Genomic DNA, 23,863 nt, shown 5'->3' on the forward strand with positions numbered 1-23,863 from the left:
CCGGCCCGCAAACCCCAGACCCCAAAAAAGACCCGCCCCCCGAACAGCCCGCAGATAGAGCAGCTAAAGCAAACAAGCAAACAAGCAAGCAAACAAACAAACAAGCAAGCAAGGGCGCCCGCACCAGCAGGCGCCCATCACACCGTCAAGCTCACACCCACCCAGGCATCGGATACCGAGCCATCAACTCCCGCACCTGCCCAGCGATCCGCGGGTAAGCATCCGTATCGCCCTTGGCAGCAGCCTCCACCGCCTCGTCCATCCACTGCGCCACCTGCCCCATCTGCTCCGGAACCAAGCCGCGGGTGGTGATCGCGGCGGCGCCGAGGCGGATGCCGGAGGGGTCGAAGGGCTTGCGGGGGTCGAAGGGGACCGAGTTGTAGTTCAGTTCGATGCCGGCGGCGTCCAGGGCCTTGGCGGCCACCTTGCCGGTGACGCCCTTCGGCGTCAGGTCGGCCAGGATCAGGTGGTTGTCCGTGCCGCCGGAGACCAGGTCCCAGCCGCGCTCGGTGAGGGCGGCGGCCAGGGCCTTGGCGTTGGCGACGATGGTTGCCGCGTAGGTGCGGAAGTCCGGCTGCGCGGCTTCCTTCAGTGCCACCGCGATGCCGGCTGTGGTGTGGTTGTGCGGGCCGCCCTGCAGGCCCGGGAACACGGCCTTGTCGATCGGGGTGGCGTACTGCTCGGTGGTCATGATCATGGCGCCGCGGGGGCCGCGCAGGGTTTTGTGGGTGGTGGTGGTGATGACATCCGCGTAGCCGACCGGGGAGGGGTGCGCGCCGCCGGCTACCAGGCCTGCGATGTGCGCGATGTCGGACACCAGGACGGCGCCGACCTCCTTGGCGATGTCGGCGAAGGCCGGGAAGTCGATGGTGCGGGGGATCGCGGTGCCGCCGCAGAAGATGACCTTCGGGCGCTCCTTCAGGGCCAGGTCGCGGACCTCGTTCATGTCCACGATGCCGGTCTCGCGGGAGACGCCGTAGGCGACCGGGTTGAACCACTTGCCGGTGACCGACACCGGCGAACCGTGGGTGAGGTGGCCGCCGGCGGCCAGCCCGGCGCCCATGAAGACGTCGCCGGGCTTCAGGAACGCCAGGTAGACCGCGAGGTTCGCCGGGGAGCCGGAATACGGCTGCACGTTGGCGTGCTCCACGCCGAACAGCGCCTTGGCCCGGTCGATCGCGATCGTCTCGATCGGGTCGATGAACTGCTGGCCCTCGTAATAGCGGCGGCCGGCGTAGCCCTCGGAGTACTTGTTGGTCAGGATCGTGCCAGAGGCCTCCAGGACCGCGGTGGAGACGTAGTTCTCCGAGGCGATCATGCGGATCTTCTCGTACTGACGGCGGGCTTCGTCCTCGATCAGACCCGCGATCTGCGGGTCTTCCTTGGCGAGTTCGGGAATGGCGGGCGAGTGCATGTGATGCCTCCTCGGGCGTCATCGTCCGGAAGGACACCCAGGCGCACGGTGCCCGCTATATCGATCGCTTCCCGGTGGTTGTTTCCACCTAACTGCGCCAGTCGCGATGGATAGATGCTATCGCTGCGCGGGTTCCAACAGCGCCACGCATTCCACATGCCGAGTCATCGGGAACAGGTCGAAGGCCCGCAGCTCGGTGAGCTCGTAGCCGGCCTCGGCGAAGTACGCCACGTCGCGCGCCAGCGAAGCCGGATCGCACGCCACATACGCCACGGCCCGCGGAGTCAGCCCGGCGATCCGCACGCACACATCCCGCCCGGCCCCGGCCCGCGGCGGGTCCAGCACGACGACGTCCGCGTGGTCGGGGAGGTAGCCCGTGTCGGCGATGACGTCCTCTACAGAGCCCTCTACGAGGTCTACCCACGGGAACTCGGCGCTCTCCTCCGCGTCGTCCACGAACCCGAGGTTGTGCGCGGCGTCCCGCACGGCCTGCCGGTCCAGCTCCACGGCCAACACCGCGCCGCTCTCGCCGACGGCTTCAGCCAACGGAGCGGCGAACAGGCCGACTCCACTATAGAGGTCGAGCGCCACGTCCCCGTCCTCAGGCTTCAGGAAGTCCAGGACCGCTTCGGTCAGGACATCCGGAGCCGCCGGGTGCACCTGCCAGAAGCCGCTTCCGCTGACCCGCCAGGTGCGGCCCTCGGCGACCTCGCGTACGTAAGGACGCCCATGGATACGCTGCACACCGGAGACGTGGGTGTGCCTGGAGACCCCGCGCAATACGGACACCTTCACATCGGCGCCCACATAAGGCATCTGCTCTCCACGCTTCGGCGTGACCACCAGAGCCCGGTCTGCAGAGCCGGTCGCGGCGATCACCTCAATCGTCTCCATCCCCGGCCAGTCCCGCGCCAGAGCCCCGACCTCGTCCACTCCAGAGGACGCAATAGCGCACTCCTCTACAGGGACCACTTCATGGGAACGGTGCTTACGGAACCCAAGGCTCCCGTCGGGATCCACCGCGAACTGCACGCGGGTCCGCCAGCCGAAGGGCGAGCCGACCTCCTCGACCACCACCTCACGGTCCAGCTTCGCCAGCCGCCGCAGCTGATCGGCGACCACCTCGCCCTTGAGCCGCAGCTGCGCCTCATAGCTCGCGTGCTGCCAGTCGCAGCCGCCGCACAGCCCCGGCCCGGCGTATTCGCACGGCGCCGGCACACGGTCCTCGGAGGCCTGAAGGATCTCCACCGCGTCGGCCCGCCAGAACGAGTCCTTGGAGTCGCCCTCCGTCACTTCCGCGACCACCCGCTCCCCGGGCAACGCGTGCCGCACGAACACCGCGCGCCCCTCGTGCCGCGCCACGCAGAATCCGCCGTGTCCGGGTGGGCCGACCTCGACCTCGATCCGGAGCCCGACGGCGTCGCCGGGGCTGGGTTCGGGGGCGGTCGGAGCGGCGGATCGGCGGCGGTCTGCGGGTCGTTTCACATCGCCAGCCTAGGGGTAGTCGCCATGGCCCACCGCCGGGCGCGCCTCAGGCGTGGAAACCGGGGTTCACGCCCCGTAGTACCGTCGAGATACGAACATCCTTTGTCCGTCGTCCTAAGTCTCCCGAGAGGGTCGAACGTGCACGTCGTCATCATGGGGTGCGGCAGAGTGGGCTCCACCCTGGCGCACAGCCTGGAAGATCTCGGCCACACGGTCGCGATCATCGATCAGGACCCCGGGGCCTTCCGCAGGCTCAGCCCGCACTTCGCCGGCCGCCGGGTCACCGGAGCCGGATTCGACCGCGACACTCTTGCCGAGGCGGGGATAGGAGACGCCGGGGCGTTCGCCGCGGTGTCCAGCGGCGACAACTCGAACATCATCGCCGCGCGGGTCGCGCGGGAGAACTTCGGCGTGGAGAACGTCTGCGCACGCATCTACGACCCGCGCCGCGCGGAGATATACCAGCGCCTCGGCATCCCCACCGTGGCGACCGTGCGCTGGACCGCGGACCAGATGCTGCGCCGGCTGCTGCCGGCCGGCTCCACCGAGCTGTGGCGCGACCCCAGCGGTCAGGTGGCCCTGGTCGAGGTGCACACCGCCCCGGGCTGGATGGGGCACCGGGTCTACAAGCTGGAGGAGACCACCGGCGTGCGGGTGGCCTACGTGACCCGGCTCGGCGAGGCCGTGCTGCCCGCCTCCGACACCGTGCTGCAGGACGGCGACCTGGTGCAGGTCATGGTGAACCCGGCGGACGTCGCGCGGGTCGAGGAAGCTTTCGCGAAGGGACCGGGCGCCTGATGCGTGTCGCAATCGCCGGGGCGGGCAACGTCGGCATCTCCATCGCCAAGGAACTGCTGGAGAACGGCCACGAGGTCCTGCTGATCGACCGCGACCCGTCGCGGATCGCGGTGGAGGGGCTGCCGACCGCCGAGTGGCTGCTGGCCGACGCCTGCGAGATCTCCTCGCTGGACGAGGCGGCGCTCCAGCGCTGCAACGTGGCGGTGGCGGCCACCGGCGACGACAAGGCCAACCTGGTCGTGTCGCTGCTGGCCAAGACCGAGTACGGGGTGCCGCGCGTGGTGGCCCGCATCAACCATCCCAAGAACGAGTGGATGTTCGACGAGAAGTGGGGCGTGGACGTCGCGGTCTCCACCCCGCGCCTGCTCTCGGCGCTGGTCGAGGAGGCCGTCTCGGTCGGCGACCTGGTGCGCCTGCTGCGCTTCAGCCAGGGCGACGCCAACCTGGTCGAGCTGACCCTGCCCAACGACACCGCGCTGGTCGGCACCACGGTCGGCGAGGTCGACTGGCCGGAGGACACCGCGCTGGTGACCATCATCCGCGGCGGCCGGGTGCTGATCCCGAGCCCGGAGGAGCCGCTGGCGGCGCTGGACGAGCTGCTGTTCGTGGCGCACGTGGACCGCGAGGAAGAGCTCGAGGAGCTGCTGTCACCGGCTGCAGAGGGCTGATTCGGGCCGCCTAGGTCAAGGGCCGGGGCCCGCGGGGACGAATCCCTGCGGGCCCCGGCCTTTTCGCTGCCGGCGATTCCGGCGGCGGGTTTCCGCCCGGCGGGTTCGGCGGTGCGTCGAAGGCGGGTCGAAGGCGGGTCGAAGGCGGGTCGAAGGCGGACCAAAGGCGATCGGACCGCGACTCAGCTCGCGTCTCGGCCCGCGACTCGGCCCGCGACTCGCCTCAGCCGGCAGCCGAAGCCGAGGCCTCTATCAGCGCCCTGCGGATCCGCCGGCCGAGCCGCAGGCTGTTCACCGCGGTCTCCCAGCCGAGCCCGCCGGGCACGATCTCGACGTCGGTGTGGCCGCCGCGGCGGACCAGGGTGACGTGCGCGCAGAACAGCCGGTTCGATCCGCGGCCGACCAGGACGGTGTCGGCCGGGGCCGGACGCGGCCGGGCCAGCGGACGCCGGCTGGTGCGCAGGCCCGGGAGTACGTTGTATCCGGCGCCCAGCCGGGTGCGGAGCAGGTCGGCGACGTCCGGCGCCGTGAGGTCGGAACGGTCGAGGGTGAGCGTGGACATGGTGGTCCCTTCCAGCCGGGCGGAACGGGGCGCGCGGCTAACTGAGACAGTAGAGTATCAAGTGAGATGGAGCTGTATCAATTGACTACGGCCACCCCCGGCGACCAGCCCACGCCCGATCTGCGCGCCGACGCCCGCCGCAACCAGCGCCGGATCCTGCTGGCCGCGGCCCGCGTGCTGGCCGACGACCCGGCGGCCAGCATGCAACGGGTCGCCGACGAGGCCGAGGTGGCGCGGCCCACCGTCTACCGCCGCTACCCCACCAAGGAGGCGCTGGTCGAGGCGATCGGCGCCGAGGCGGCCGGGGAGTTCGCAGCCGCGCTGGACCAGGCGCAGGCGGCCGGGGACGACGCGGCCGGGACGCTGGCGCGACTGATCCGCGAGCTGGCCCGGATCGGCGCGGACTACCCGATCGTGCTGCAGAGCGCTCACACACAGGACACAGCGGAGCTGGTGGCCCGGGTCGACGAGCTGATCACCCGCGGACAGGCCGCCGGAGAGCTCCGTGCCGACGTGGCGTCGGACGTCCTGCGCCACAGCCTGTTCGGCGCGCTGTCGGCCGGGCTGCGGCTGGCCCGCGACCCGGTGCGGCCGCAACGGGGCGCCGAGGAGGTCGGGGCGCAGATCGCCGCGATCATCGTGGAGGGGATGCGCAAAAAGGGAGCCCCCGCGTAGGGACTCCCTTGTGGTCTTCGCTATAGCGCTCCCGAGCTATTACTCGGCCGGGGTCATCTCCGCCGCCTCAGCCTCGCCCGCCTCGCCCGCCTCGTCGTCCTCCGTCACCGGCATCACCGGCGGCGGCGCGTTCTTGATCCACTGCCACGCGACGTACAGGCACGCCAGGTAGGGCGGGTAGCCCAGAGCCAGCCGGGCCACGCCGAGGGCCGTGGTGTGGTGCGTGAGGTAGAGCGGGACCTGCACGGCCAGCTTCACCGCGAACAGGGCGGCCAGCAGCCAGGTGGCCTTCGTGAACGCCCGCAGCCGGCCGGGGACCTTGCGCCAGGTGGTCATCTCACCGGTGATCGGGCCGATCATCAAGCCGGCGATCGGCCAGCGGGCCAGCGCGGTACCGGCGAAGACCAGGAACGAGCCGAGGTTGATCAGGATGCCCGGCAGGTAGTAGTTCTGCGCGTGGCCGGAGAACTTCGCGAAGCCGGCGCAGACCAGGACGCCGAACAGGCCGGACAGCGCGTGCTGGAGCGTCTCGCGGCGCACCAGCCGGATGAGGAACATCACGACGCCGACCGCCACCGAACCGAGGACGGCCGGGTTGAGCGAGTTGGTCGCGGTGTAGACGATCAGGAAGCAGATCGCCGGCAGTCCGGCGTCAGCCATCCCCATCTTGCCGCCGAAGGCCTTCTTGACGGCGTCCTCGTAGGCCTTGGCCTCGGCGGCCTTGGCCGCGACGAGCCGGGCCTGCTCCTCAGGCGGAACGCCGCCGAGCAGGTCCTGTGCGGCGTCGTCCAGCGCCGGGCCGGTGACCGTCTCGAAGTCGGACCGGTCGCCGCCGGCGTCGGCGACCGGCGCCGCGTGCCGGGCCCGGCTCATCGGTTCGGCGCGCTGGCCGCTCTCCAAGGACATACAGCGAACTGTAGCGGGCCGAGCTGTCCTGAAAAGGACTACTCGGCCCGCACGTCATCCTCAGTGGGGATTCCTCCCCGGCTCGCCACCGGCACCACCGGCCCTCGCTGGGCTCCAGCGCCGCCGCCTGGTGGGGCTGGTACCGCTCAGCGGCCTCAGCGCCACGCATCGCCGCCCGGCGCGGCCTCAGCGCCGCTCAGTGATCTCCGGCCCGCGCTCGAACGGGTTCAGGTCGCCGTGCGCGTACTGGCCGCCCGGCTCCCCCTCCTGCTCCTCGCCCGGCTGCGCCATCGCCTGCTGCGCCTCGGCCGGCATCCGCAGCGGGATGGGGTCGCGCGGAGCCATCGGGGAGTTGCCGCGGCTCACCACCGTGTCCCGGAAGACGTGCTCTATGTCCAGCGCCTCCTTGGGCTGCACCGCGCCCTGCCCGGACACCACGCCGCGCAGGAACCAGCGCGGGCCGTCGACGCCGATGAACCGGACCAGCTGGATGCCGCGGCTGCCGTCGGGGGCCTGCACCGGCACCTGCGCGCGCAGCTCGATCCCGAACGGCCCCTCGCGCTCGTCGACGGTGCCGCCCTGCTTGGAGATCTCCAGGGAGATCTCGGCCCGGACCTCGGCCCAGATGCCCTCGCTGCGCGGTGCGGCGAAGGCCTGCAACTGCACCGCGGACTGGCGGGCCACCACCGTGGCGGCGATCACCTGCTCGGCGTCGGCCATCTCCAGCCGCAGCTCCATCCCCTCCACGGCCGGCACCAGCAGCGCGCCGAGGTCGACACGGCCGTTCTTGGGGTCCTCGAGCTCGTTGAAGTCCCAGGGCCCCGCGGCCCGCGAGACGTCGGCGAGGCTGATCTTGCGCTCCTCGTCCTTGGCCTCGCTCAGGTCACCGTAGGCGTCCGCCTCGCTGACCCGGTCACGCCGGTCCGAGTCGCCTTTCTGTCCGCGTCGGAAAACCACGGCTTCCCACTCTCTCTATCTCTGCGTCCTGGTGACGCAGCGCTCTGCTCCACGGGGCGCAAACCGCCCCGGCCGCCAGGGCCGGAAGGCCACGCCGACGGACACGGTTCTAGCCCGGCCCACCCGGAGCCGGTTGGTGCACGGTCGTCACGCGAGACCCCGGCGAGAGTACCGTCACCGGGCCCGTCTCCGGGAAACGTCCGGGATCTGTAACCAACGACAGAACCTAGACAGGTGTTCCCGCAGCCGTCCCCGTCGAACCGAAACCGCCGTCGCCGCGGTGCGAGCCCGGGAGCTCGGCGACCTCGTGGAAGACCGCCCTCTCGACTCTTTGTACTACAAGCTGCGCCACCCGGTCGCCCCGCTTGAGGGTCACCGGGTGCACCGGGTCGAGGTTCACCAGAATGATCTTGATCTCGCCCCGGTACCCGGCGTCGACCGTGCCGGGCGCGTTCACCAGTGCGACCCCGCAGCGAGCCGCCAATCCCGAGCGTGGGTGCACGAAAGCGGCGTAGCCGTCGGGCAGCGCGATGGCCAGGCCGGTGGGCAGCACGGCCCGCTCGCCCGGGGCCAGGGTGGCGTCCACGGTGGTGAGCAGATCGGCCCCGGCATCCCCCGGATGGGCGTACGCGGGCAGCGGCAGGGTGGGATCGAGCCGCCGGACGAGGACGTCGACCCCGGGCACTACGGGTTTACCTCGAACGCTCGCGCGGCCCGGAGCTGCTCCGGGTCGTGCATGGCTTCCTGCACGTCCTCCAGCCGGCCGTTCTCCAGGAAGTGGTCCACCCCGACCTGGATGAAGATCGCCGTGGCCCGCACCGCGACCGGGCCCTCGGGCCCGTTCAGCCGGCCGACCGCGGAGGTGAAGATCTTGCGGCCGGAGATGCCGTCGCACTGCGCGGTGATGTGCAAGATGGTGCCGACCGGGACCGGCATCAGGTAGTCGGTCTCCAGCCGGCCGGTGACGGCGATCGCGCCGATCAGCCAGTTCACGTTGCCCAGGGCCTCGTCGAAGGCCAGGGCGAGCAGGCCGCCGTGGGCCAGGCCGGGGGCTCCCTGGTGGTTGTCGGTGACGGAGAACTCGGTCGTGACGCTGAGTCCCTCGCCGACCGTCGAGGACACCCGCAGGCCGCCCAGCGCGTCGTCACCGCAGCCGAAGCAGCGCGAGTAGTGCGAGCCGAGCTTCGTACCCGGTTCGGGGGCGTTCGGATGCTTTTCCGGCATGACCGCGTCAGCCGGCGGAGTCGTGGAGGCAGGTCTCACGAGGAGGAATCTACCGGCAACCCCCTGCCCGGTCGGATCGGGCGTGGCCCCTCTCACACCCGATCGAGGAGAATCAGCCACTCTCCGTATCCGTCCCGTATCACTGTGACTGATATCCGCGACCGGCCCGCGTCCTACCGTCCTGGGTATGAAGTCCATGGAGAGCCCTGAGACACACGGCCTTCCCGAAGTCGGCGCCCTCGTCCGCGACGCCACCGGCCGGATCGGCCGGCTTATGGCCTACACCCGGGCCCGGGCCTGGCTCCGGCCGCCCACCGGCGGGCGCGAGTGGGACGTGGAGCCGGAGACCATCACCGAAATCCCCGGATGGGATGGCGCAGCCCCCGGAAAGGAGGCCGCCACCAATAACCACTAGCGGTCCGGACAGGGGACCCTGCAGGGCCCCTAGGACCATGTGGGAGATTGTCGGCATGGCAGCAGGCAAGGACAGCACCTACGACGAACGCCTCACCGCACCGGCCGGCTGGTGGGCCGTCACCGCGATGGCCGGCATCATGGGCGGCCTCGTGTTCCTGCGGATGAGTCCGGCAGCGGCGCTGATAGCGCTGCTCGTCACGGCGGCACTGTGCGGGGCCCTGGTGGTCGCCTACGGACGCATCGGAGTCCGCGTCCAGGACGGCTACCTGGAAGCCGGCCAGGCCCGTCTCCCCCTCACGGCGCTCGGGGCCGCCACCGCCCTGGACGCCGAGGAAGCGCGCCTGCTACGGACCACGGAGGCCGACGCACGCGCGTTCATGCTCTTGCGCGGCTATGTGCGCACCGCGGTGCGGGTGGAGGTCACCGATCCGGAGGACCCGACGCCGTACCTGTACCTGTCGACGCGGCGGCCCGAGAAGCTGGTGAAGGTGCTGTCAGCACGCTGAGCCCGCTGGCCCGCCCGGCGTTACTCGCCCGGCGCCACTCGCCCCGGCGTTGCCCGCGCGGCGTTACTTCACCCCGGCGTTACTCAAACCGGCGTCGCCCGCCCGGCGTTACTCGCCCGTTCGCAGCAACTTCCGCCGGCATTCCTTGACCCCCGCCGGTTCCGGCGCGGATTCTTGACAGTGCCCGGAAAGGTATAAAGGCCCCGCGAACGCGGGGCCCAAGGGGCGCAGAGACTACCTGGCGACGACGCGGTCAGGCGCAGTCCTTGCAGATCATCTCGTTGCCCTTTTCCCGCGCCAGCTGACTGCGGTGGTGCACCAGGAAACAGCTGGTGCACGTGAACTCGTCCGCCTGGCGTGGCAGCACACGCACCGACAGTTCCTCGTTGGACAGGTCGGCGCCGGGGAGTTCGAGCGACTCGTTGTCGCCCTCGTCCAGGTCCGCCAGGCCCGCGGCCTTGTCTGTCCGGCGGGCCTTCAGCTCCTCCAGGCTGTCCTCGTTGAGGTCGTCGTCGGTCTTGCGCGGTGTGTCGTAGTCGGTAGCCATTCTTGATCCCTCTCCCCTGACGGCTGTTTTCGTCGTCGTGTTGGTGCTGTTCAGTGCGGCGACGGCGGTGGCGCCCCGACGCGGCCGGCACAAGCGGTGCGCTACCGTCTGCGCGCGGGCGCCGTCGGCGTTTCGCCGTCAGCGCAGTAACGCGGAAAGGAGCGCGATTGTGCCCGCTGAAGCGCAGATTGTGCCGTACTTCAAGACCCGTTACGCAATCGACACCCCGGAACAGACCCGAACAGGTGATCCGAGCCCCTGATCGACCGTCCCATGAGTCCCATCTCGCCCCGTTTCGTTCCGGACATCACAGCAGCCACACCCAGGAAGGATGACCAACCATGGCCGTCTACGCAATCGGCGACGCAGTGCCGGAAATCCACCCCGACGCCTACATCCATCCGGACGCGACCGTGATCGGCCAGGTCAGCGTGGGTGCCGGCAGTACGGTGTGGCCCGGCGCGGTCCTGCGTGGCGATTACGGCCGGATCACAGTAGGCGACCGAACGTCGATTCAGGACGGCACAGTGGTGCACGCCACTGAGACCTTGCCCACAGTGATCGGATCAGACTGTGTCGTTGGTCACATCGCGCATCTGGAGGGGTGCGTGGTGGAAGACGGGTGCCTGATCGGCTCGGGCTCGGTGGTGCTGCACCGCGCCGTGGTGCGCACGGGGGCACTGGTGGGCGCGAACGCGGTCGTGAGCAACGGCGTGGAGGTGCCCTCCCGCGCGATGGCCCTCGGCGTCCCGGCGAAGATCCGCGAGAACGCGGTCGCCGAGGGCAGCTTCGACGACGCGGTGGCGCGGTACGTCGCCAACGGCAAGCGGTACCGCCAGGAATTGCGGCGCGTGGACTGAGGGCGGACGCGGTAACCCTCCTGACACGACGAAGCGGCCCGTACGCGGCTCTGGCGCGCTCGGAGTGACCGCGGGGTGGCCGCGCTGACGGCCGGCCGCCGGCAACGCCTTCGGCCCCGTTCTGAAGCGAAGGCCGGGACGCCTTGGGGCCGCGTCCCGACCTGAACCCGGACCTGGCCTCGGACCTCGGACCTCGGGCCCCGGACCCGGACCCGGTCTCGGACCCAGCCTCGGACCCAGCCTCGGACTCGGGCCCAGACCCAGACCCAGTCCCGGCATCTGGCGGATGGCCATCCCGCGCTCTTTAAGCGTTTCCCTCTGCGCACCCTCTCCCTAGGCGCGCCCCAGAGACCGCCTCAGGAGATGTGCATCCGCCCCGCCATACGCCGCAGGCGCTCCCGCTGGGACCGCCGCTCGTGGCTCAGCAGCGACCGCACGGCGGCCTTGGCGACCGGGTTGTTGCGCACCAGGAGCGGCGCGATGCGTTCGGCCCGCTCTATCTCGTTCAGCGCTTGGTCGTACCCGCCGTGGTAGATCCAGCCGCGCGCCGAGTCCAGGTGGAAGCGGCCGCGCCGGGAAGCCGGGAAGCTCGGCGGGATGCGGGTCTGCGAGGCCAGCGCCACGGCCCGGGCCCCGTCGCGGATCTCGACGGCCACGGCGAGCTTGTGCAGCTCCACGTTGGTCGGGCTGAAGGCGAGCTTGTACGGGTCGTAGCCGTCCCCCAGGCGGCGCGCGGTCTCGTCGGCCAGCCCGATCCGGTGCCATGCCTCGTCCTCCCTGGAAGACAGCGCCGCGGTGATGGCCGCGCGCAGTTGCAGCGAGCCCCACACCGACGCCTGCGGCTTCTGGCGCGGTTCGCCGACGGAGCCGATCGCGCCGTCGATCACCTCCAGCGCGTCCGGCCACAAGTCCGCGGCCCACAAGTCGCGGACGCGGAGGTAGTCGAAGACCGCCGAGAGGTTCGGGTCGCCGGAGCGGTCGGCGGCGGCGCGGAAGCGTTCGGTGGTGAGGGTCGACAGGTCGTCGTAGCCGAGTTCGTGGGCGACCGTGTCGGCTTCCTTATACGCACGCGCGAGCAGCCCGTGTAATCGCTCCGCTTCCTCTCCCGCGCGCGCCAGGTACGCCGCCGCGTGGATCTCCCGGATCAGGTTCGGCGCGGCCTCCCCGAGATCCGCGTAGCGCGCGGCCATCCGCAAGACCGCCAGCTGCTCCACGGCCGCTTCCAACTCCGGGCGCGACCGCGGTTCCACCGGCCAGTCCGGCGGGAGGTCGTGCCGGGACACCACGCGCCGCAGGGCCGGGATCGCGCGGTGGCCCCGGTCCTCGGCGGGGGTGCCGGGGTCATAGGGCCGTCCGGTGATTTCGTTGGGATAGACCTTCAGGACGCTCGCGGCGCGTACGATCAGGGTCACTGAATCGAGCTCCAGATCGCCGTTCTCGATGCCCGACACCCATCCCTGGGAGCGGCCCATGAGTTGGCCGAACTCGGCCTGCGTGAACCCCGCGCGTTTGCGGAGACGGCGGATGCGCCCGCCGTCCGGCTCCGGCTCGTAGGTCGTGTGGATCGCCATACTGGGCCTCACAATTGCGATCAATGAGGAACATCCCGATTGCGATTCCATGGTCCGCCCGGGCGCGGTCGCGTACCGGCCAGGACGACAGAAAGTCCCCGACCAGCCGGGAGGTTCCCTGTGCCAGTGCTCTACCTCATCGCCTGCGGCGCCCCGCCCGCGGCCGAACTGCTGTCCCACCCGGAGGCGGTCCCCGGACTCCAGGCCGACGGCTGGACCGTGTGCGTCCTGTGCTCACCCAACGGGGAGCGCTTCCTGGACGCCGCGGCGGTGTCCATCGCGACCGGCTACCCGGTCCGGGTCGAGCAGCGCCACCCCGGCGAACCGGACGTGCTGCCGTCCCCGGACGCCGTCCTGGTCGCGCCGGCGACGTTCAACACCGTGAACAAGTGGGCGCTGGGGCTCTCCGACACGCTGGTCCTCGGGATCCTCAACGAGAGCCTGGGCGCGGGCCTGCCGATCGCGGCGACCGTCTGGGCCAAGGACGAACTCCAGAAGCACCCGGCGTTCGACAGGCACGCGCAGCTGCTCTTCGAGAACGGCGTGCGCTTCATCCAGCCGGAGGACGGGGTTCAGCAGTTCCCGTGGGGGCAACTGCGATCGGCGATGGCCGAACTCCTCACGGAGTGAACGACGGGTTGAGCTGTGAAGTGAACTGTGGAGTGAACGACTTTCGGAACTACTCCCCGGCGAGCTTCGCCTCGACCGCGGCCACCTTGGCCGTCAGCCCGTCGGTGACGCCGGCCCGGATGTCCGCCTTCAGCACCACACTCACCCGCGGCGCCTTGGCCGCCACCGCGTCCACAGCGGCCTTCACGACCGCCATCACCTCGTCCCACTCCCCCTCGATGCTCGTGAACATCGCGTCGGTGGAGTTGGGCAGGCCGCTCTCGCGCACCACCCGCACCGCGTCGGCGACATATTCGCTGACACCTTCACCGACACCGAGCGGGGTCACAGAGAACGCAACAATCATGGTCCGATCTTAGAGCGCGCGCTTAGAGCGAACCCTCACACCCGCACCGGCAGCCACACCCGCACGATCAACCCGCCGCCCGGCCGCGGCTCGGCGGCGACCCGCCCGCCGTGCGCCCGCACCACGGAACGCACTATCGACAGCCCCAGCCCGACGCCCTTGTCCTTCGGATCGCGCGCGGCCGCGGCGCCGGCGGACTGCGAGCCGCGCTTGAACGGCTCGAACAGCGTCTCCACCGCGTACGGCGGGACCTCCGGGCCGGTGTTGGCGACCACCAGCAGACCGTGGCCGGGCAGGTCGTGCGAGCGGTCGTAGCTGAGCACGTCGACCCAGCCGCCGGCGCCGATGTTGTGCCGCAGCGCGTTCTGGATCAGGTTCATCGCGATGCGCTCGATGAGGATGCCGTCGCCGGAGACGTTCGCGGACTGCAGCGAGGTGCGGATCGCGACGTGCCGCTCGGCCGCCTCCATCTCGCACTGCGTCACCGAGCGGTACGCCACCTCCGCCAGGTCGATGTCCTCCCGGTTGGTCGGCTCGTTGTCCGCCTTCGCCAGCAGCAGCAGGCCCTCGATCATGCGCTCGCTGCGCTCGTTGGTGGACAGCAGCGTCCGGCACAGCTGCCGGGTCTGCTCGGACGCCTCCGGGTCCATCAGCGTCACTTCGAGCAGCGTGCGGTTGATCGCCAGCGGGGTGCGCAGCTCGTGCGAGGCGTTGCCGACGAAGCGCCGCTGCCCCTCGAAGGCGTGGTCCAGCCGGTCCAGCATGCCGTCGAAGGTCTGGGCCAGGTTGACGAGCTCGTCGTCCTGCGGGCCGTCCATGTCGATGCGGGCGTGCAGGGCGCGGTCCGGACGGTTGGCGACGCGGCGCGCGGTGCGCGTGATCTGGTTGATCGGGCGCAGGAACCGGCCGGCCAGAAAGTATCCGATGAGGAGCGCGACCACCGCGGAGATCAACAGCACGATGATCAGCGGCGTGTCGATCTGGCTCAGGATCTGCTGGTCCTTGATGGAGTTGCAGTACTTCACCTGGGCTTGATAGCCCGGAGTCCGAGGGGCCGGCGGGCAGCCCGCGGGTTCGGCGACATTCTGGTTCGGGTGCCCGAGCCGCCACCGGAACAGCGTGTACGCCGTGTAGATCAGCACCGCACCGGTCAGGAACACCGCCAGGCCGTACGCGATGGTCATCCGCAGCCGGATGGTCAGCCCGCGCCGCGGCGGCGGCGGGGCCGGTGCCGGCCCGAGCTCACCGCCGTAGGTGCTGTCGACCCCGCCCGAATTGCCTGCCATCAGGCCCTGTATACCTTGAACGTCCTGCATCAGGGAATCCGGTAACCCGCGCCTGGCACGGTCAGCACGACCGGCGGCTCACCGAGCTTGCGGCGCAGCGTCATCACTGTGACGCGGACCACGTTCGTGAACGGATCGGCGTTCTCGTCCCAGGCCTTCTCCAGCAGCTGCTCGGAACTCACAGCCGCGCCATCGGCGCGCATGAGCACTTCCAACACCGCGAACTCCTTGGGCGACAACGGCACCTGCCGTCCGTCGCGCAGCACCTCGCGCCGACTGGGGTCCACGCGGATCCCGGCCCGCTCCAACACCGGCGGCAGCGCCGGGACGGCACGGCGCCCGAGCGCACGGATCCGCGCTATCAGCTCAGGGAACGCGAAAGGCTTGGCCAGATAGTCGTCGGCGCCGATGGTCAGGCCCTCGACCCGGTCCGCGACGTCGCCGGCCGCCGTCAGCATCAGGACCCGGGTCGCCAGGCCGCTGTGCACTATGTGCCGGCACACGTCGTCGCCGTGCACCAGCGGCAGATCGCGGTCCAGCACCACGACGTCATAGTCGTTGACGGCTATGCGTTCCAGCGCGGCGTCGCCGTCGTAGACGACGTCCACGGCCATGGAATCCCGGCGCAGCCCGGTGGCCACGGCGTCGGCCAGAACCTGCTCGTCCTCAACGACCAGCACCCGCACAGTGCGTTCTCCCTAGAAACGGCCCGGCTACTACCCGCTATCGGGACTCCGGCCCATCATGCCTGGTCATCACGTAAACCCGGGGTAAGTGACCGACATCTCACGATCACAGGGTTTTCTCAGGTGATCCAAAGTTTCCCCGGCGAGGATGCCGGGCAGGAGGCGAAAAAGCCCCCTAGCGTCACCCCCGCAGGAGAGACACCATGCACGAATTCGTCACCGGCCTGACCCAGCGTATCCGCGAGACGAAGGCCCGCATGCAAAGTTCGATGATCGCCGAGGACGCCTACGCGGTGCAGGTCGAACAGGCCGAGTTGGACAACCTGCTCCGGATCGCCGCGAACCACCACGTGGAGGTCCGCGACGACCTCCCCCGCGCCGCCTGACCGAACCCGGCAGGTAGGCGAGGGACTCACCTCATACCCTCAACCCCTCAGGAGTCCCGCGCCGCGTCGTGCCCCTCGAGAAACCCGCACAGGGCCTCAAACAACCCCTCAGCGGCCGCCACCGTCATCTCGTCGGAGGCGGCCGCTCCGTGTAGTCCCCCGACCTTCGCACCGGCCTCCTGCGCGATCAGCGCGCCGGCCGACAGGTCCCACGGCTTCGCGCCGCGCTCGAAGTAGCCGTCCACCCGCCCGCACGCCACCGAGCACAGGTCCAGCGCGGCCGAGCCGCCACGCCGGATGTCCCGCACCCGCGGCAGCAGATCCGCGACGATCTCGCCCTGCACCGCGCGCCGCCGCGCCGCGTACCCGAAGCCGGTCGCGATCAGCGCGCGCTCCAGCGGAACCGGCTTGCCCTCGGACTGCGCGCTGTAGGCCCGGATCGCCTCCCCGTTGCGGTAAGCGCCATCCCCGCGCAAGGCCGTGAAGGTCTCGCGCAACATCGGGATCTCGACCACGCCGGCCACGGTCTGGCCGTCGACCTCCACGCCGATCGAGACGCCCCACAGCGGGATCTCGTACAGGTAGTTGACCGTTCCGTCGATCGGGTCGATCACCCAGCGCACCCCGGAGGTGCCCTGGCGGTCCGAGCCCTCCTCGCCCAGGATGGCGTCGTCCGGCCGCTCGGCGAGGATGCCCTCGACGATCAGCTTCTCCGAACGCTGATCCATCACCGTCACGATGTCGGTGGGGCTGGACTTGGTGTCGGCGACACCGAGATCGCGCGGCCGCTCCTGGACCAGGAGGCGTCCCGCTTCGTCGGCGAGGCGTACCGCGAGTTCCAGTAGGTCCTTGGGATTGACGTTCTCAGGCATGGGGGCAGGGCCTTCCTGGGTTTGGTGCGTGCTAGCTGCTGCGCCGCGAGGGAGCTCTCAGTCCTCCCCCGCCACCGCCGGGAGCGGCGCGCGCGGATTCGGGCAACAGTTCAGGGGACACACGTCCGGGAACGCCCGCAGCCGGCCGACGACGTTCGACAGCGACTCGCCCTCGCTGTCCCCGCGCGCCACCGCCGAGCGCTCCAACACCAGGCGCCGCAAAGCGGCCACGAACCGCGGATCGGTGCCGACCGTGGCGGCGCGCGCCGTCGGCAGGCCGATCTCCTGCGCGGTCTCGGCGGCCTGGGTGTCGAGGTCGTAGATGACCTCCATGTGGTCGGAGACGAAGCCGATCGGGGCCAGCACCGCGCCGGTCGCCTCCTGCGCCTTGATGTCCCGCAGGTGGTCGTTGACGTCCGGCTCCAGCCACGGTGTCCGCGGCGGGCCGCTGCGCGAGCAGAAGACGAGTTCGTGCGGGAGCACCAGGCCGGTGCGGCGGCTGACGCCCTCGGCCACCAGCCGCGCCACTTCCAGGTGTTGGGAGACGTACGCGCCGCCGACCGGACCGGCGCTCTGCGCGTAGGTTCGCGGCAGCGAATGCGTGACGAACACCAGGCGCGGTGCGATGCGCGCGGCCTCGGGCAGTCCGGCGACCGCCGCCGAGACCGCGTCGGCCATCGGTTCGACGAACCCGGGGTCGTTGAAGTACGGCCGGATCTTGTCGAACTGGATCGAGGTACCGGACTCCGCCAGAGCGCGCGCCAGGTCCTCCCGATACTGACGACAGCCGGAGTAGGAGGAGTAGGCGCTCGTGAAGACCACGAGCGCGCGCCGCACTCCGTCGGCCTCCATCTCGGCCAGCGTGTCGGCGAGGAACGGGTTCCAGTTCCGGTTGCCCCAGTAGATCGGCAGCTTCAGCCCGGTGTCGGCGAAGTCCTGGCGCAGCGCGGCGATCAGGTCGCGGCACTGCTGGTTGATCGGACTGACGCCGCCGAACTCGAAGTAGTGGGCGCCGACCTCCTTCAGCCGCTCCGGCGGGATGCCGCGGCCGTGGGTCACGTTCTCCAGGAAGGGCACCACGTCGTCGGGGCCCTCCGGGCCGCCGAAGGACACGAGGAGCAGAGCGTCGTACGGAGCGGTGTTCGACATGTCAGCGGGACTCCGTCACCGGTTCTCAGGGGTTGCCGCAGGGATGATGTCAAGAGGGGGCAAAACAGTGCAGACCAGCGCGGCCGGGCCGGTCATCTCCAGGTGGCCGTCGGCGCGCTCGACGAAGCGCAGCCGGCCGCCGAGGACGTCCACGGTGTACTCGGTGCCGGTGTCCGCCGCGTCGCGGCGCGCGGCGGCGATCATCACCGCGCAGGCTCCGGTTCCGCAGGAGCGGGTCTCGCCGACGCCGCGTTCGTAGACGCGCATGGCGAGGTGCCGCGGAGCGAGGTCGGCGGCGAACTCGACGTTGACGCCTTCCGCGTAGACGCCGGCCGGCAGCACCGTCGGCATGTCGTAGAGCGTCCCGGCGTCGGCGGTGGAGTCCACGAAGACCACTGCGTGCGGGTTGCCCATGTCCACATCCACGGCGGGCTCGGGGGTGCCCTTCACGTCGACCGTGACGGAGCCCCGTTCAGTCGGGAACACCGGGACACCCATGTCGACGGTCACGTCCGCGGTCTGCTCGCCGGTGGCCTTCAGCGTCACGCGCTTGATCCCGCCGCGCGTCCCTACAGAGAACTGCACGGGTTCGCCTATAGCGCCGCCCTTAACGAAACCGCGCGCAGTGAGGAACAGAGCGAAGACCCGGACGCCATTCCCGCACATCTCGGCCACGCTGCCGTCGGCGTTGCGGTAGTCCATGAAGAACTCCGCCTCCGCGGCCTGTTCCTCGTACCCGGCCATATTGGCGGTGCGTACGACGTGCAGCACTCCGTCGGCGCCGATCCCGGCCCGCCGGTCGCACAGCTCCGCGACCCGCGTCGGGGTGAGCTGCGCCGACAGGGCGCCGTCCGGGTCCGGGACGATGACGAAGTCGTTCTCGGTGCCGTGCCCCTTGGTCAGCGTGGTGCGGGCCGGCAGGCCGTCGAAGATCATGCCCCGATCCTATCGAGCGCGGCCTCCACCAGGTCGGAACGGTCGTATCGCAACCAGTGCACGCGCGGGTCCCGGCGGAACCAGGAGTCCTGCCGGCGCGCGAACCGCTTGGTGGCGCGCACTGTCTCCTCCTTCGCCTGTTCCTCAGTGCACTCCCCGGACAGGAACCGCAGGACTTGTGCGTAGCCGAGCGCGCGGCTGGCGGTGAGGCCGTCGCGCAGCCCCCGCGGCTCCAGGTCCCGCACCTCCTGCACGAACCCGGCGTCCCACATGCGGTCCACGCGCAGTGCGATGCGCTCGTCCAGCGCCGGGCGATCGACGTCCAGTCCGACGTGCACGGTGCGCGGGTAGTGGTCGGTGTGCTCGGGCAGGGTCGCGGTGAACCGGCCGCCGGTGAGCTCGATCACCTCCAGCGCGCGCACGATGCGCCGGCCGTTCGACGGCAGGATCGTCTCGGCGGCCTGCGGATCGTGCGCGGCCAGCCGCTGGTGCAGCGTGTTCGGGCCGACCTCGGCGAGTTCGGCCTCCAGGCGCTCGCGGATCACGCCGTCGGTGCCGGGGAACTCGAACTCGTCCAGGACACCGCGCAGGTACAGACCGGACCCGCCGACGAAGATCGGCGGCGCGTCCCGCGCGATCAGCCGGTCCGCCTCGGCCCGGGCCAGGGCCTGGTACTCGGCGACGTTCGCGGTCCGGGTCACCGGCCAGACGTCGAGCAGGTGGTGCGGCACGCCGTGCCGCTCGGCGACGGTCAGTTTGGCGGTGCCGACGTCCATGCCCTGGTACAGCTGCATCGAGTCGGCGTTGACCACCTCGCCGTGCAGCGCCTCGGCCAGCGCGACCCCGAGGTCGGACTTGCCGGAGGCGGTCGGGCCGACGACGGCGATCACCGGGACGGTGGCTGTGCTCATGCGGCGTTCACGATCACGATTCTCCCATCCCGGCACCGTCACATTCCGTGATCGCCTCGGGTCGACAGGTGACCGATGCCGTGATCCACTTGGGGGAAGGTCCCCCTTCACGGAAGGAAACGCACGCGACATGGGCATCTTCGATGTTTTCAAGACCAAGGTGAGCGAGGCCGCTGACAAGGCGGGCGACGTGGCGGGGCAGGCCGCGAAGAAGGCCGGCGACTTTGCGGGCGAGGCCAAGGACAAGGTCTCGGACATGGTGGACAAGAAGAAGAGCGGCGGCGCGGCGGACGATCCCTCCGCCCAGGCCCCCTCGGCCCCGGCCGGCGCCGAGTCCGAGGCGTCCGCCATGGTCTCCGAGGGCGGTCCGGTGGCCCAGACCGGAGAGGCGGCGCCCGGCGTCGGCGACGACGGATCCCCGACCGCGGATCCGATGGGCGCGGACTCGGCCGACACAGACACGGCGGGCGGCGGGATGACGCAGAGCATCAAGGACAACGCCGCCAGCGCCGCCGAGAAGACCGGCGAGAAGATCGACTCGGGGGTCCAGCAGGCCAAGGACCGGCTGAGCTGACACGCCTGCGGCGCTGTTCAGCGGCGGCGCCGTCGGGAGGGATGGAATACGGCCGCGGCCACCAGAGATGGTGGCCGCGGCCGTTGGTGCTTGTGGTCTCTATAGGTGGTCTCTATATAAGGAGAATCCCTATTAGCGCGCTATTAGCGCGCGAGCCAAGTAGCGACGAAGTAGCCGACGCCGTAGGGGGCTTCGCTATAGAGCAGTTCGGCGTCGTATTCGACTCCTGATGTGGCCGCCGCGTCGGCGAGGACCTTCCACGCCGGGACACCGGCGACGTGCAGTCCGCGCGACAGTTCCGGGTCGAGCTCGGCGAGCATCGCGGTGTCGGCCGTGGCGAGGGCCCGCGCGACCGCCGCGTCATAGGGTTCGGCGCGTTCGTCGAAGTGGCCGGGGGCCTGCGGGGTGCGGGAGGCGGTTCCGTCGCCGAGGACCAGCATCGCTTGGCGTGTTCCGCGTTCGCCTTCGCCGCCGGGTCCACTGCCGGGTCCGCCGCCTCCGCTGACCGCCGGCACCTCGCCGGTCCGCTCGTCCACCATCAGCGCCCGCCGCACCGGCTCGGCCGGCCGGTCGCGCAGCAGCCAGGCGGCGATCAGGAACGGCAGGGTCATCGGGACTAAGCGCTCTGTGACGGAACCCCACTGGCCGTCGACGTCCAGGTCGACTCCATACCCGTGGAAACCCCCTTGTATCGCGACCCGGCTGCTCGGCCCGGGCCCGGCCCCTACAATCAGCAGTTCATCGGCTCCGGCCGCGTAGAGGCGGTCGACGGCCATGTCGCAGGCGGCACGAAGCGTGTCGAGATCCGAGGACAAACCCTGCGCGACCTCGGGCACGAGGACCGGAGGATGCGGCACGACGGCGGCGGCGATCAACACCCGTCCAGGGTAGGGCACATGGTCGCGGCCATCGGCCGGTGCTGCCACACTGGTCTGCGTAAAGTCGGAATCTGGAGGGGCCAGCGGTGGCTGGGGAACAAGACAACGGCACAGACAGCCACGGCTCGGAGGGCATCCTGGTCGCCGGGCGGTACCGGCTTCTGGAACGGCTCGGGGCCGGCGGCATGGGCCGGGTCTGGAAGGCCTACGACGAGTCGCTGGACTGCGAGGTGGCGGTCAAGGAGGTCTGGCTGCCGCCGATGCTGTCGGACACCGAGCGCGCCGAGCGGCTGGCCCGGGCCCAGCGCGAGGCCCGCAACGCGGCCCGGATGCGCAACCACCCGCACATCGTCTCGGTCCACGACATGGTGTCCGACCAGGGCATGCCGTGGATCGTCATGGACCTGATCCCGTCCCACGACCTGCTGCAGACCGTCGAACGCCACGGCCCGCTGCCGCAGGAGCAGGTCGCGAAGATCGGCCTGGGCGTGCTGGACGCGCTCACCGCCAGCCACGCGGCCGGGATCCTGCACCGCGACGTGAAGCCGGCGAACGTCCTGCTCACCACGGACGGCCGGGTGCTCCTGACCGACTTCGGCATCGCGGTCCAGGAATCGGACCTGAACATGACCGCCTCCGGCGTCCTGGTCGGCTCGCCGGAGTTCGTGGCACCGGAACGCGCCCGCGGCGAGGCCAGCAACGGCGCCTCCGACCTGTTCTCGCTCGGCGCCACGCTGTACTTCGCCGCCGAGGGCCGCTCGCCGTTCTCGCGGGAGACCGCGGTCGGGGTACTGACCGCGGTCCTGTTCGAGGAGACGGCGCCGATAGCGCGGATCCCGGCGCTGGCCCCGCTGATCAACGGGCTGCTGACGAAGGATCCGGCGGCGCGGTGGGACGCGGCGCGGGTCCGGCCGGAGTTGGAGCGGCTGAGCGGGGCGACGTCGTCCGGGACGCCGAATCCTTTCGTGCCCCCGACGATGGTGGCGGGGACCAACGGCGACAGCAGTACTCCGGCGGGCGGGGGTCCCGGCGCGGGAACGCCTTACCCGGGCCCGGTTTCCACCGCGCCGCCGACGATGGCCGCGAACGCGGTCGGTCCGGCCGGGAACATGGGCGGGGGACCGACTCCTTATCCGCCGCAGGGGATGCCGTTCGGGCCGAACGGTCCCATGGGCCCCGGCCCCGGGCCCGGATTCCACACCACCCCGATGCCCGCGCCGAAGAACAACACCGGCCGGAACGTCGGCCTCGGAATCGGCGCGCTGCTGGTGGTCGGTGGCGTGGTCGCGGCCATCGCGCTGTCAGGCGGAGGCGGCAGCAAGAACCAGAACGCGAACACGCCGGTGGGCAACACCTCTTCGGTCTCCACGTCGGGCTCCGGCGCGCCGTCCGCACCGAAGTCGTCCGCCCCCGCCTCGGGTTCGGCCACCGCCACCGGGCCGACCACGTCGCCGTCCACGAGCGCCCCGTCCAGCACGGGCAACTCCACGGACCCGGCGACGTGGGACCTCTCCACGACGGACCAGACGCCGTTCAACCCGGACGCGCTGCTACCGGTGACGTTCACGGACTCCAAGGGCGTGGTGTACAACGCGACGAACCGCTGGACCGACACCTGCCTGAACAAGAACGAGAGTTCCTACTTGCAGGGCGTGCTCACCAAGTACAAGTGCACCAACCAGGCGATCGGCACGTACACCGACAGCGCGGGCCGGGTCCTGGTGGACATCGCGGTACTGCCGCTGCCGGACACGCCGACGGCGAAGAACGCCTTCACGGACATCGACACCAAGCAGGCGTACACGCTCGACGACTGGGGCATCTGGTGCCCCTCCACCGGACCGGGCGCGGACATCTGCGCCCAGCACAAGAGCACCACCAACGCCCAGGAGTACGGGTACGTCCAGCCCGACCACCGGTACCTGGTCCACGCGGTGGCGTTCTACGTGAACCTGACCAGCGACCAGTCGGCGCGGGCCTGGCTCGACGCGGCGGCCACCAGCGCGGCGAAGCTGGGCGGCCCCCAAGTCGCGAACCAATGACGAGATAGCAGGGACCTGATGACGAGGGAGGGCGGGGCCTTGTCCGTACAGCGTGGGGATCTGGTCGCCGGAAGGTATCGTGCCGAGGAGCCGCTAGGCCCGGCATGGCGCGCGCGCGACGAGTCCGGCGGCGCCGAGGTGGTGTTAGTCCCGGTCGCGATGTCGGAGGACGACGGCCCGGGAACCGTTGCGGAGGTGGCGGCCCTAGCAGGCTCCGGAGTCCTCGACCCCGCACGCTGGCACGACCGCCGAGGCGTCCTCCCCGTCATCGGCACCGCGACCGGCGACGCCGGCGCCTGGCTGGTGACCGAACCGATCGCGGCCCGCACCCTGGCCGACGCCGTCGCCGAATGGGGCGCCCTGCCCAACGAACAGGTCCTCCTGATAGCGGCGGAAGCCCTCACAGCCCTGTCCGCCACCGGCCCCCGCCTCTCAGCGACCCCCGAGAACATCCTCCTCACCGACGACGGCCATGTAGTCCTCCTGCCCATCGAGACCACGGCCAACGACCTCTCCACCCTCGGCACCGCCCTCCACCTGGCCGCCGAGGGCCACTCCCCGACACCCACCCCCCACC

The 23,863-nt window shown here is 70.5% G+C and carries 28 protein-coding genes and 1 riboswitch; of the genes, 11 read left to right on the forward strand and 17 right to left on the reverse strand.

Features of this window, described 5'->3' with window-relative positions; genetic code table 11:
- Nucleotides 1-151: 151 nt before the first annotated feature.
- Both glyA and KGQ19_RS52225 read right to left on the reverse strand, forming a co-directional pair.
- Nucleotides 152-1,414 carry a serine hydroxymethyltransferase gene (gene glyA, locus KGQ19_RS35385; RefSeq protein ID WP_212017468.1) on the reverse strand — a complete coding sequence of 421 codons (1,263 nt, stop codon included), beginning with the start codon at nt 1,412-1,414 and terminating at the stop codon, nt 152-154.
- Nucleotides 1,415-1,442: 28 nt separating this feature from the next.
- Nucleotides 1,443-1,529: riboswitch (ZMP/ZTP riboswitch) on the reverse strand.
- A gap of 2 nt (nt 1,530-1,531) precedes the next feature.
- Nucleotides 1,532-2,899, reverse strand: a complete 1,368-nt coding sequence (locus KGQ19_RS52225; protein ID WP_212017470.1) for a class I SAM-dependent RNA methyltransferase — start codon at nt 2,897-2,899, stop codon at nt 1,532-1,534.
- A gap of 138 nt (nt 2,900-3,037) precedes the next feature.
- Between KGQ19_RS52225 and KGQ19_RS35395 the strand changes: the two genes are divergently transcribed.
- Both KGQ19_RS35395 and KGQ19_RS35400 read left to right on the forward strand, forming a co-directional pair.
- Nucleotides 3,038-3,697, forward strand: a complete 660-nt coding sequence (locus KGQ19_RS35395; RefSeq protein WP_212017472.1) for a potassium channel family protein — start codon at nt 3,038-3,040, stop codon at nt 3,695-3,697.
- Nucleotides 3,697-4,365, forward strand: coding sequence for a potassium channel family protein (locus KGQ19_RS35400; protein WP_212017474.1), 669 nt, complete (start codon nt 3,697-3,699; stop codon nt 4,363-4,365). Before KGQ19_RS35395 ends, KGQ19_RS35400 begins: the two co-directional genes overlap by 1 nt.
- A 223-nt stretch (nt 4,366-4,588) precedes the next feature.
- On the opposite strand, the gene KGQ19_RS35405 is transcribed toward KGQ19_RS35400, so the two are convergent.
- Nucleotides 4,589-4,927 (reverse strand): hypothetical protein, encoded by a 339-nt coding sequence (locus tag KGQ19_RS35405; RefSeq protein ID WP_212017476.1) that lies wholly within the window; start codon nt 4,925-4,927, stop codon nt 4,589-4,591.
- Nucleotides 4,928-4,993: 66 nt separating this feature from the next.
- Between KGQ19_RS35405 and KGQ19_RS35410 the strand changes: the two genes are divergently transcribed.
- Complete coding sequence (locus KGQ19_RS35410; RefSeq protein ID WP_212017478.1) at nt 4,994-5,602, forward strand: TetR/AcrR family transcriptional regulator; 609 nt, start codon at nt 4,994-4,996, stop codon at nt 5,600-5,602.
- A 39-nt stretch (nt 5,603-5,641) separates the two neighbouring features.
- Here the strand turns inward: KGQ19_RS35410 and KGQ19_RS35415 are convergent, their stop codons facing one another.
- The 4 genes from KGQ19_RS35415 to KGQ19_RS35430 form a co-directional block, all read right to left on the reverse strand.
- Nucleotides 5,642-6,508: a DUF3159 domain-containing protein gene (locus tag KGQ19_RS35415; protein ID WP_212017480.1), complete on the reverse strand. Its 867-nt coding sequence runs from the start codon at nt 6,506-6,508 to the stop codon at nt 5,642-5,644.
- Between the two features lie 186 nt (nt 6,509-6,694).
- The gene (locus KGQ19_RS35420; protein WP_212017482.1) at nt 6,695-7,465 is read right to left on the reverse strand and encodes a DUF3710 domain-containing protein; all 771 of its coding nucleotides are present in this window, start codon (nt 7,463-7,465) and stop codon (nt 6,695-6,697) included.
- A 226-nt stretch (nt 7,466-7,691) separates the two neighbouring features.
- On the reverse strand, nt 7,692-8,150 hold the full coding sequence (gene dut, locus KGQ19_RS35425) for a dUTP diphosphatase (RefSeq protein WP_212017484.1): 459 nt from the start codon (nt 8,148-8,150) through the stop codon (nt 7,692-7,694).
- Nucleotides 8,150-8,689, reverse strand: a complete 540-nt coding sequence (locus KGQ19_RS35430) for a PaaI family thioesterase (protein WP_212017515.1) — start codon at nt 8,687-8,689, stop codon at nt 8,150-8,152. The genes dut and KGQ19_RS35430 overlap by 1 nt, the downstream gene beginning before the upstream one ends.
- 187 nt (nt 8,690-8,876) lie before the next feature.
- Here KGQ19_RS35430 and KGQ19_RS35435 point away from each other — a divergent pair, with 187 nt between their 5' ends.
- The gene (locus KGQ19_RS35435) at nt 8,877-9,104 is read left to right on the forward strand and encodes a hypothetical protein (protein WP_212017486.1); all 228 of its coding nucleotides are present in this window, start codon (nt 8,877-8,879) and stop codon (nt 9,102-9,104) included.
- A gap of 55 nt (nt 9,105-9,159) precedes the next feature.
- On the forward strand, nt 9,160-9,612 hold the full coding sequence (locus tag KGQ19_RS35440; protein WP_212017488.1) for a DUF3093 domain-containing protein: 453 nt from the start codon (nt 9,160-9,162) through the stop codon (nt 9,610-9,612).
- A 253-nt stretch (nt 9,613-9,865) separates the two neighbouring features.
- Here KGQ19_RS35440 and KGQ19_RS35445 read toward each other — a convergent pair whose 3' ends face one another.
- Nucleotides 9,866-10,159 carry a DUF4193 domain-containing protein gene (locus KGQ19_RS35445; RefSeq protein ID WP_194911845.1) on the reverse strand — a complete coding sequence of 98 codons (294 nt, stop codon included), beginning with the start codon at nt 10,157-10,159 and terminating at the stop codon, nt 9,866-9,868.
- A gap of 341 nt (nt 10,160-10,500) precedes the next feature.
- Here KGQ19_RS35445 and KGQ19_RS35450 point away from each other — a divergent pair, with 341 nt between their 5' ends.
- On the forward strand, nt 10,501-11,019 hold the full coding sequence (locus tag KGQ19_RS35450) for a gamma carbonic anhydrase family protein (protein WP_194896937.1): 519 nt from the start codon (nt 10,501-10,503) through the stop codon (nt 11,017-11,019).
- Nucleotides 11,020-11,375: 356 nt separating this feature from the next.
- Here KGQ19_RS35450 and KGQ19_RS35455 read toward each other — a convergent pair whose 3' ends face one another.
- Nucleotides 11,376-12,590 carry a helix-turn-helix domain-containing protein gene (locus KGQ19_RS35455; RefSeq protein WP_212017490.1) on the reverse strand — a complete coding sequence of 405 codons (1,215 nt, stop codon included), beginning with the start codon at nt 12,588-12,590 and terminating at the stop codon, nt 11,376-11,378.
- A 120-nt stretch (nt 12,591-12,710) separates the two neighbouring features.
- On the opposite strand from KGQ19_RS35455, the gene KGQ19_RS35460 reads away from it, so the two are divergent.
- Nucleotides 12,711-13,220 carry a flavoprotein gene (locus KGQ19_RS35460; protein ID WP_212017492.1) on the forward strand — a complete coding sequence of 170 codons (510 nt, stop codon included), beginning with the start codon at nt 12,711-12,713 and terminating at the stop codon, nt 13,218-13,220.
- 49 nt (nt 13,221-13,269) lie between these two features.
- Here the strand turns inward: KGQ19_RS35460 and KGQ19_RS35465 are convergent, their stop codons facing one another.
- Genes KGQ19_RS35465 through KGQ19_RS35475 form a run of 3 tightly spaced genes read right to left on the reverse strand, consistent with a single transcriptional unit; the run spans nt 13,270 to nt 15,538 of the window.
- Entirely contained in the window at nt 13,270-13,566 is a 297-nt protein-coding gene (locus KGQ19_RS35465) for an MTH1187 family thiamine-binding protein (RefSeq protein WP_212017494.1), read from the reverse strand.
- A 35-nt stretch (nt 13,567-13,601) separates the two neighbouring features.
- Nucleotides 13,602-14,852, reverse strand: a complete 1,251-nt coding sequence (locus KGQ19_RS35470; protein WP_212017496.1) for a sensor histidine kinase — start codon at nt 14,850-14,852, stop codon at nt 13,602-13,604.
- A 29-nt stretch (nt 14,853-14,881) separates the two neighbouring features.
- Nucleotides 14,882-15,538 (reverse strand): response regulator transcription factor, encoded by a 657-nt coding sequence (locus KGQ19_RS35475; protein WP_194896932.1) that lies wholly within the window; start codon nt 15,536-15,538, stop codon nt 14,882-14,884.
- A gap of 203 nt (nt 15,539-15,741) precedes the next feature.
- On the opposite strand from KGQ19_RS35475, the gene KGQ19_RS35480 reads away from it, so the two are divergent.
- Complete coding sequence (locus KGQ19_RS35480) at nt 15,742-15,924, forward strand: hypothetical protein (RefSeq protein ID WP_194896931.1); 183 nt, start codon at nt 15,742-15,744, stop codon at nt 15,922-15,924.
- Nucleotides 15,925-15,971: 47 nt separating this feature from the next.
- On the opposite strand, the gene KGQ19_RS35485 is transcribed toward KGQ19_RS35480, so the two are convergent.
- The 4 genes from KGQ19_RS35485 to miaA are packed head-to-tail and all read right to left on the reverse strand — an operon-like array spanning nt 15,972 to nt 19,792.
- Entirely contained in the window at nt 15,972-16,796 is an 825-nt protein-coding gene (locus tag KGQ19_RS35485) for an inositol monophosphatase family protein (RefSeq protein WP_212017498.1), read from the reverse strand.
- A gap of 57 nt (nt 16,797-16,853) precedes the next feature.
- A complete protein-coding gene (locus tag KGQ19_RS35490; RefSeq protein WP_212017500.1) occupies nt 16,854-17,945 on the reverse strand; it encodes a ferrochelatase in 1,092 nt (363 codons plus the stop codon).
- 15 nt (nt 17,946-17,960) lie between these two features.
- Nucleotides 17,961-18,881, reverse strand: coding sequence for a diaminopimelate epimerase (dapF, locus tag KGQ19_RS35495; RefSeq protein WP_212017502.1), 921 nt, complete (start codon nt 18,879-18,881; stop codon nt 17,961-17,963).
- Entirely contained in the window at nt 18,878-19,792 is a 915-nt protein-coding gene (gene miaA / locus KGQ19_RS35500; RefSeq protein WP_212017504.1) for a tRNA (adenosine(37)-N6)-dimethylallyltransferase MiaA, read from the reverse strand. Before miaA ends, dapF begins: the two co-directional genes overlap by 4 nt.
- A gap of 130 nt (nt 19,793-19,922) precedes the next feature.
- Here miaA and KGQ19_RS35505 point away from each other — a divergent pair, with 130 nt between their 5' ends.
- The gene (locus KGQ19_RS35505; RefSeq protein WP_212017506.1) at nt 19,923-20,366 is read left to right on the forward strand and encodes a hypothetical protein; all 444 of its coding nucleotides are present in this window, start codon (nt 19,923-19,925) and stop codon (nt 20,364-20,366) included.
- A gap of 143 nt (nt 20,367-20,509) precedes the next feature.
- Here KGQ19_RS35505 and KGQ19_RS35510 read toward each other — a convergent pair whose 3' ends face one another.
- Nucleotides 20,510-21,244: a class III extradiol ring-cleavage dioxygenase family protein gene (locus KGQ19_RS35510; RefSeq protein WP_212017509.1), complete on the reverse strand. Its 735-nt coding sequence runs from the start codon at nt 21,242-21,244 to the stop codon at nt 20,510-20,512.
- Nucleotides 21,245-21,330: 86 nt separating this feature from the next.
- On the opposite strand from KGQ19_RS35510, the gene KGQ19_RS35515 reads away from it, so the two are divergent.
- Both KGQ19_RS35515 and KGQ19_RS35520 read left to right on the forward strand, forming a co-directional pair.
- A complete protein-coding gene (locus KGQ19_RS35515; RefSeq protein WP_212017511.1) occupies nt 21,331-23,286 on the forward strand; it encodes a serine/threonine-protein kinase in 1,956 nt (651 codons plus the stop codon).
- A gap of 39 nt (nt 23,287-23,325) precedes the next feature.
- The coding region (locus KGQ19_RS35520; RefSeq protein WP_212017513.1) for a protein kinase family protein at nt 23,326-23,863 on the forward strand (538 nt) is incomplete at its 3' end.

Origin of the sequence: Catenulispora pinistramenti, from assembly GCF_018274385.1 — a bacterium.
In the GTDB taxonomy this organism is placed as follows: domain Bacteria; phylum Actinomycetota; class Actinomycetes; order Streptomycetales; family Catenulisporaceae; genus Catenulispora; species Catenulispora pinistramenti.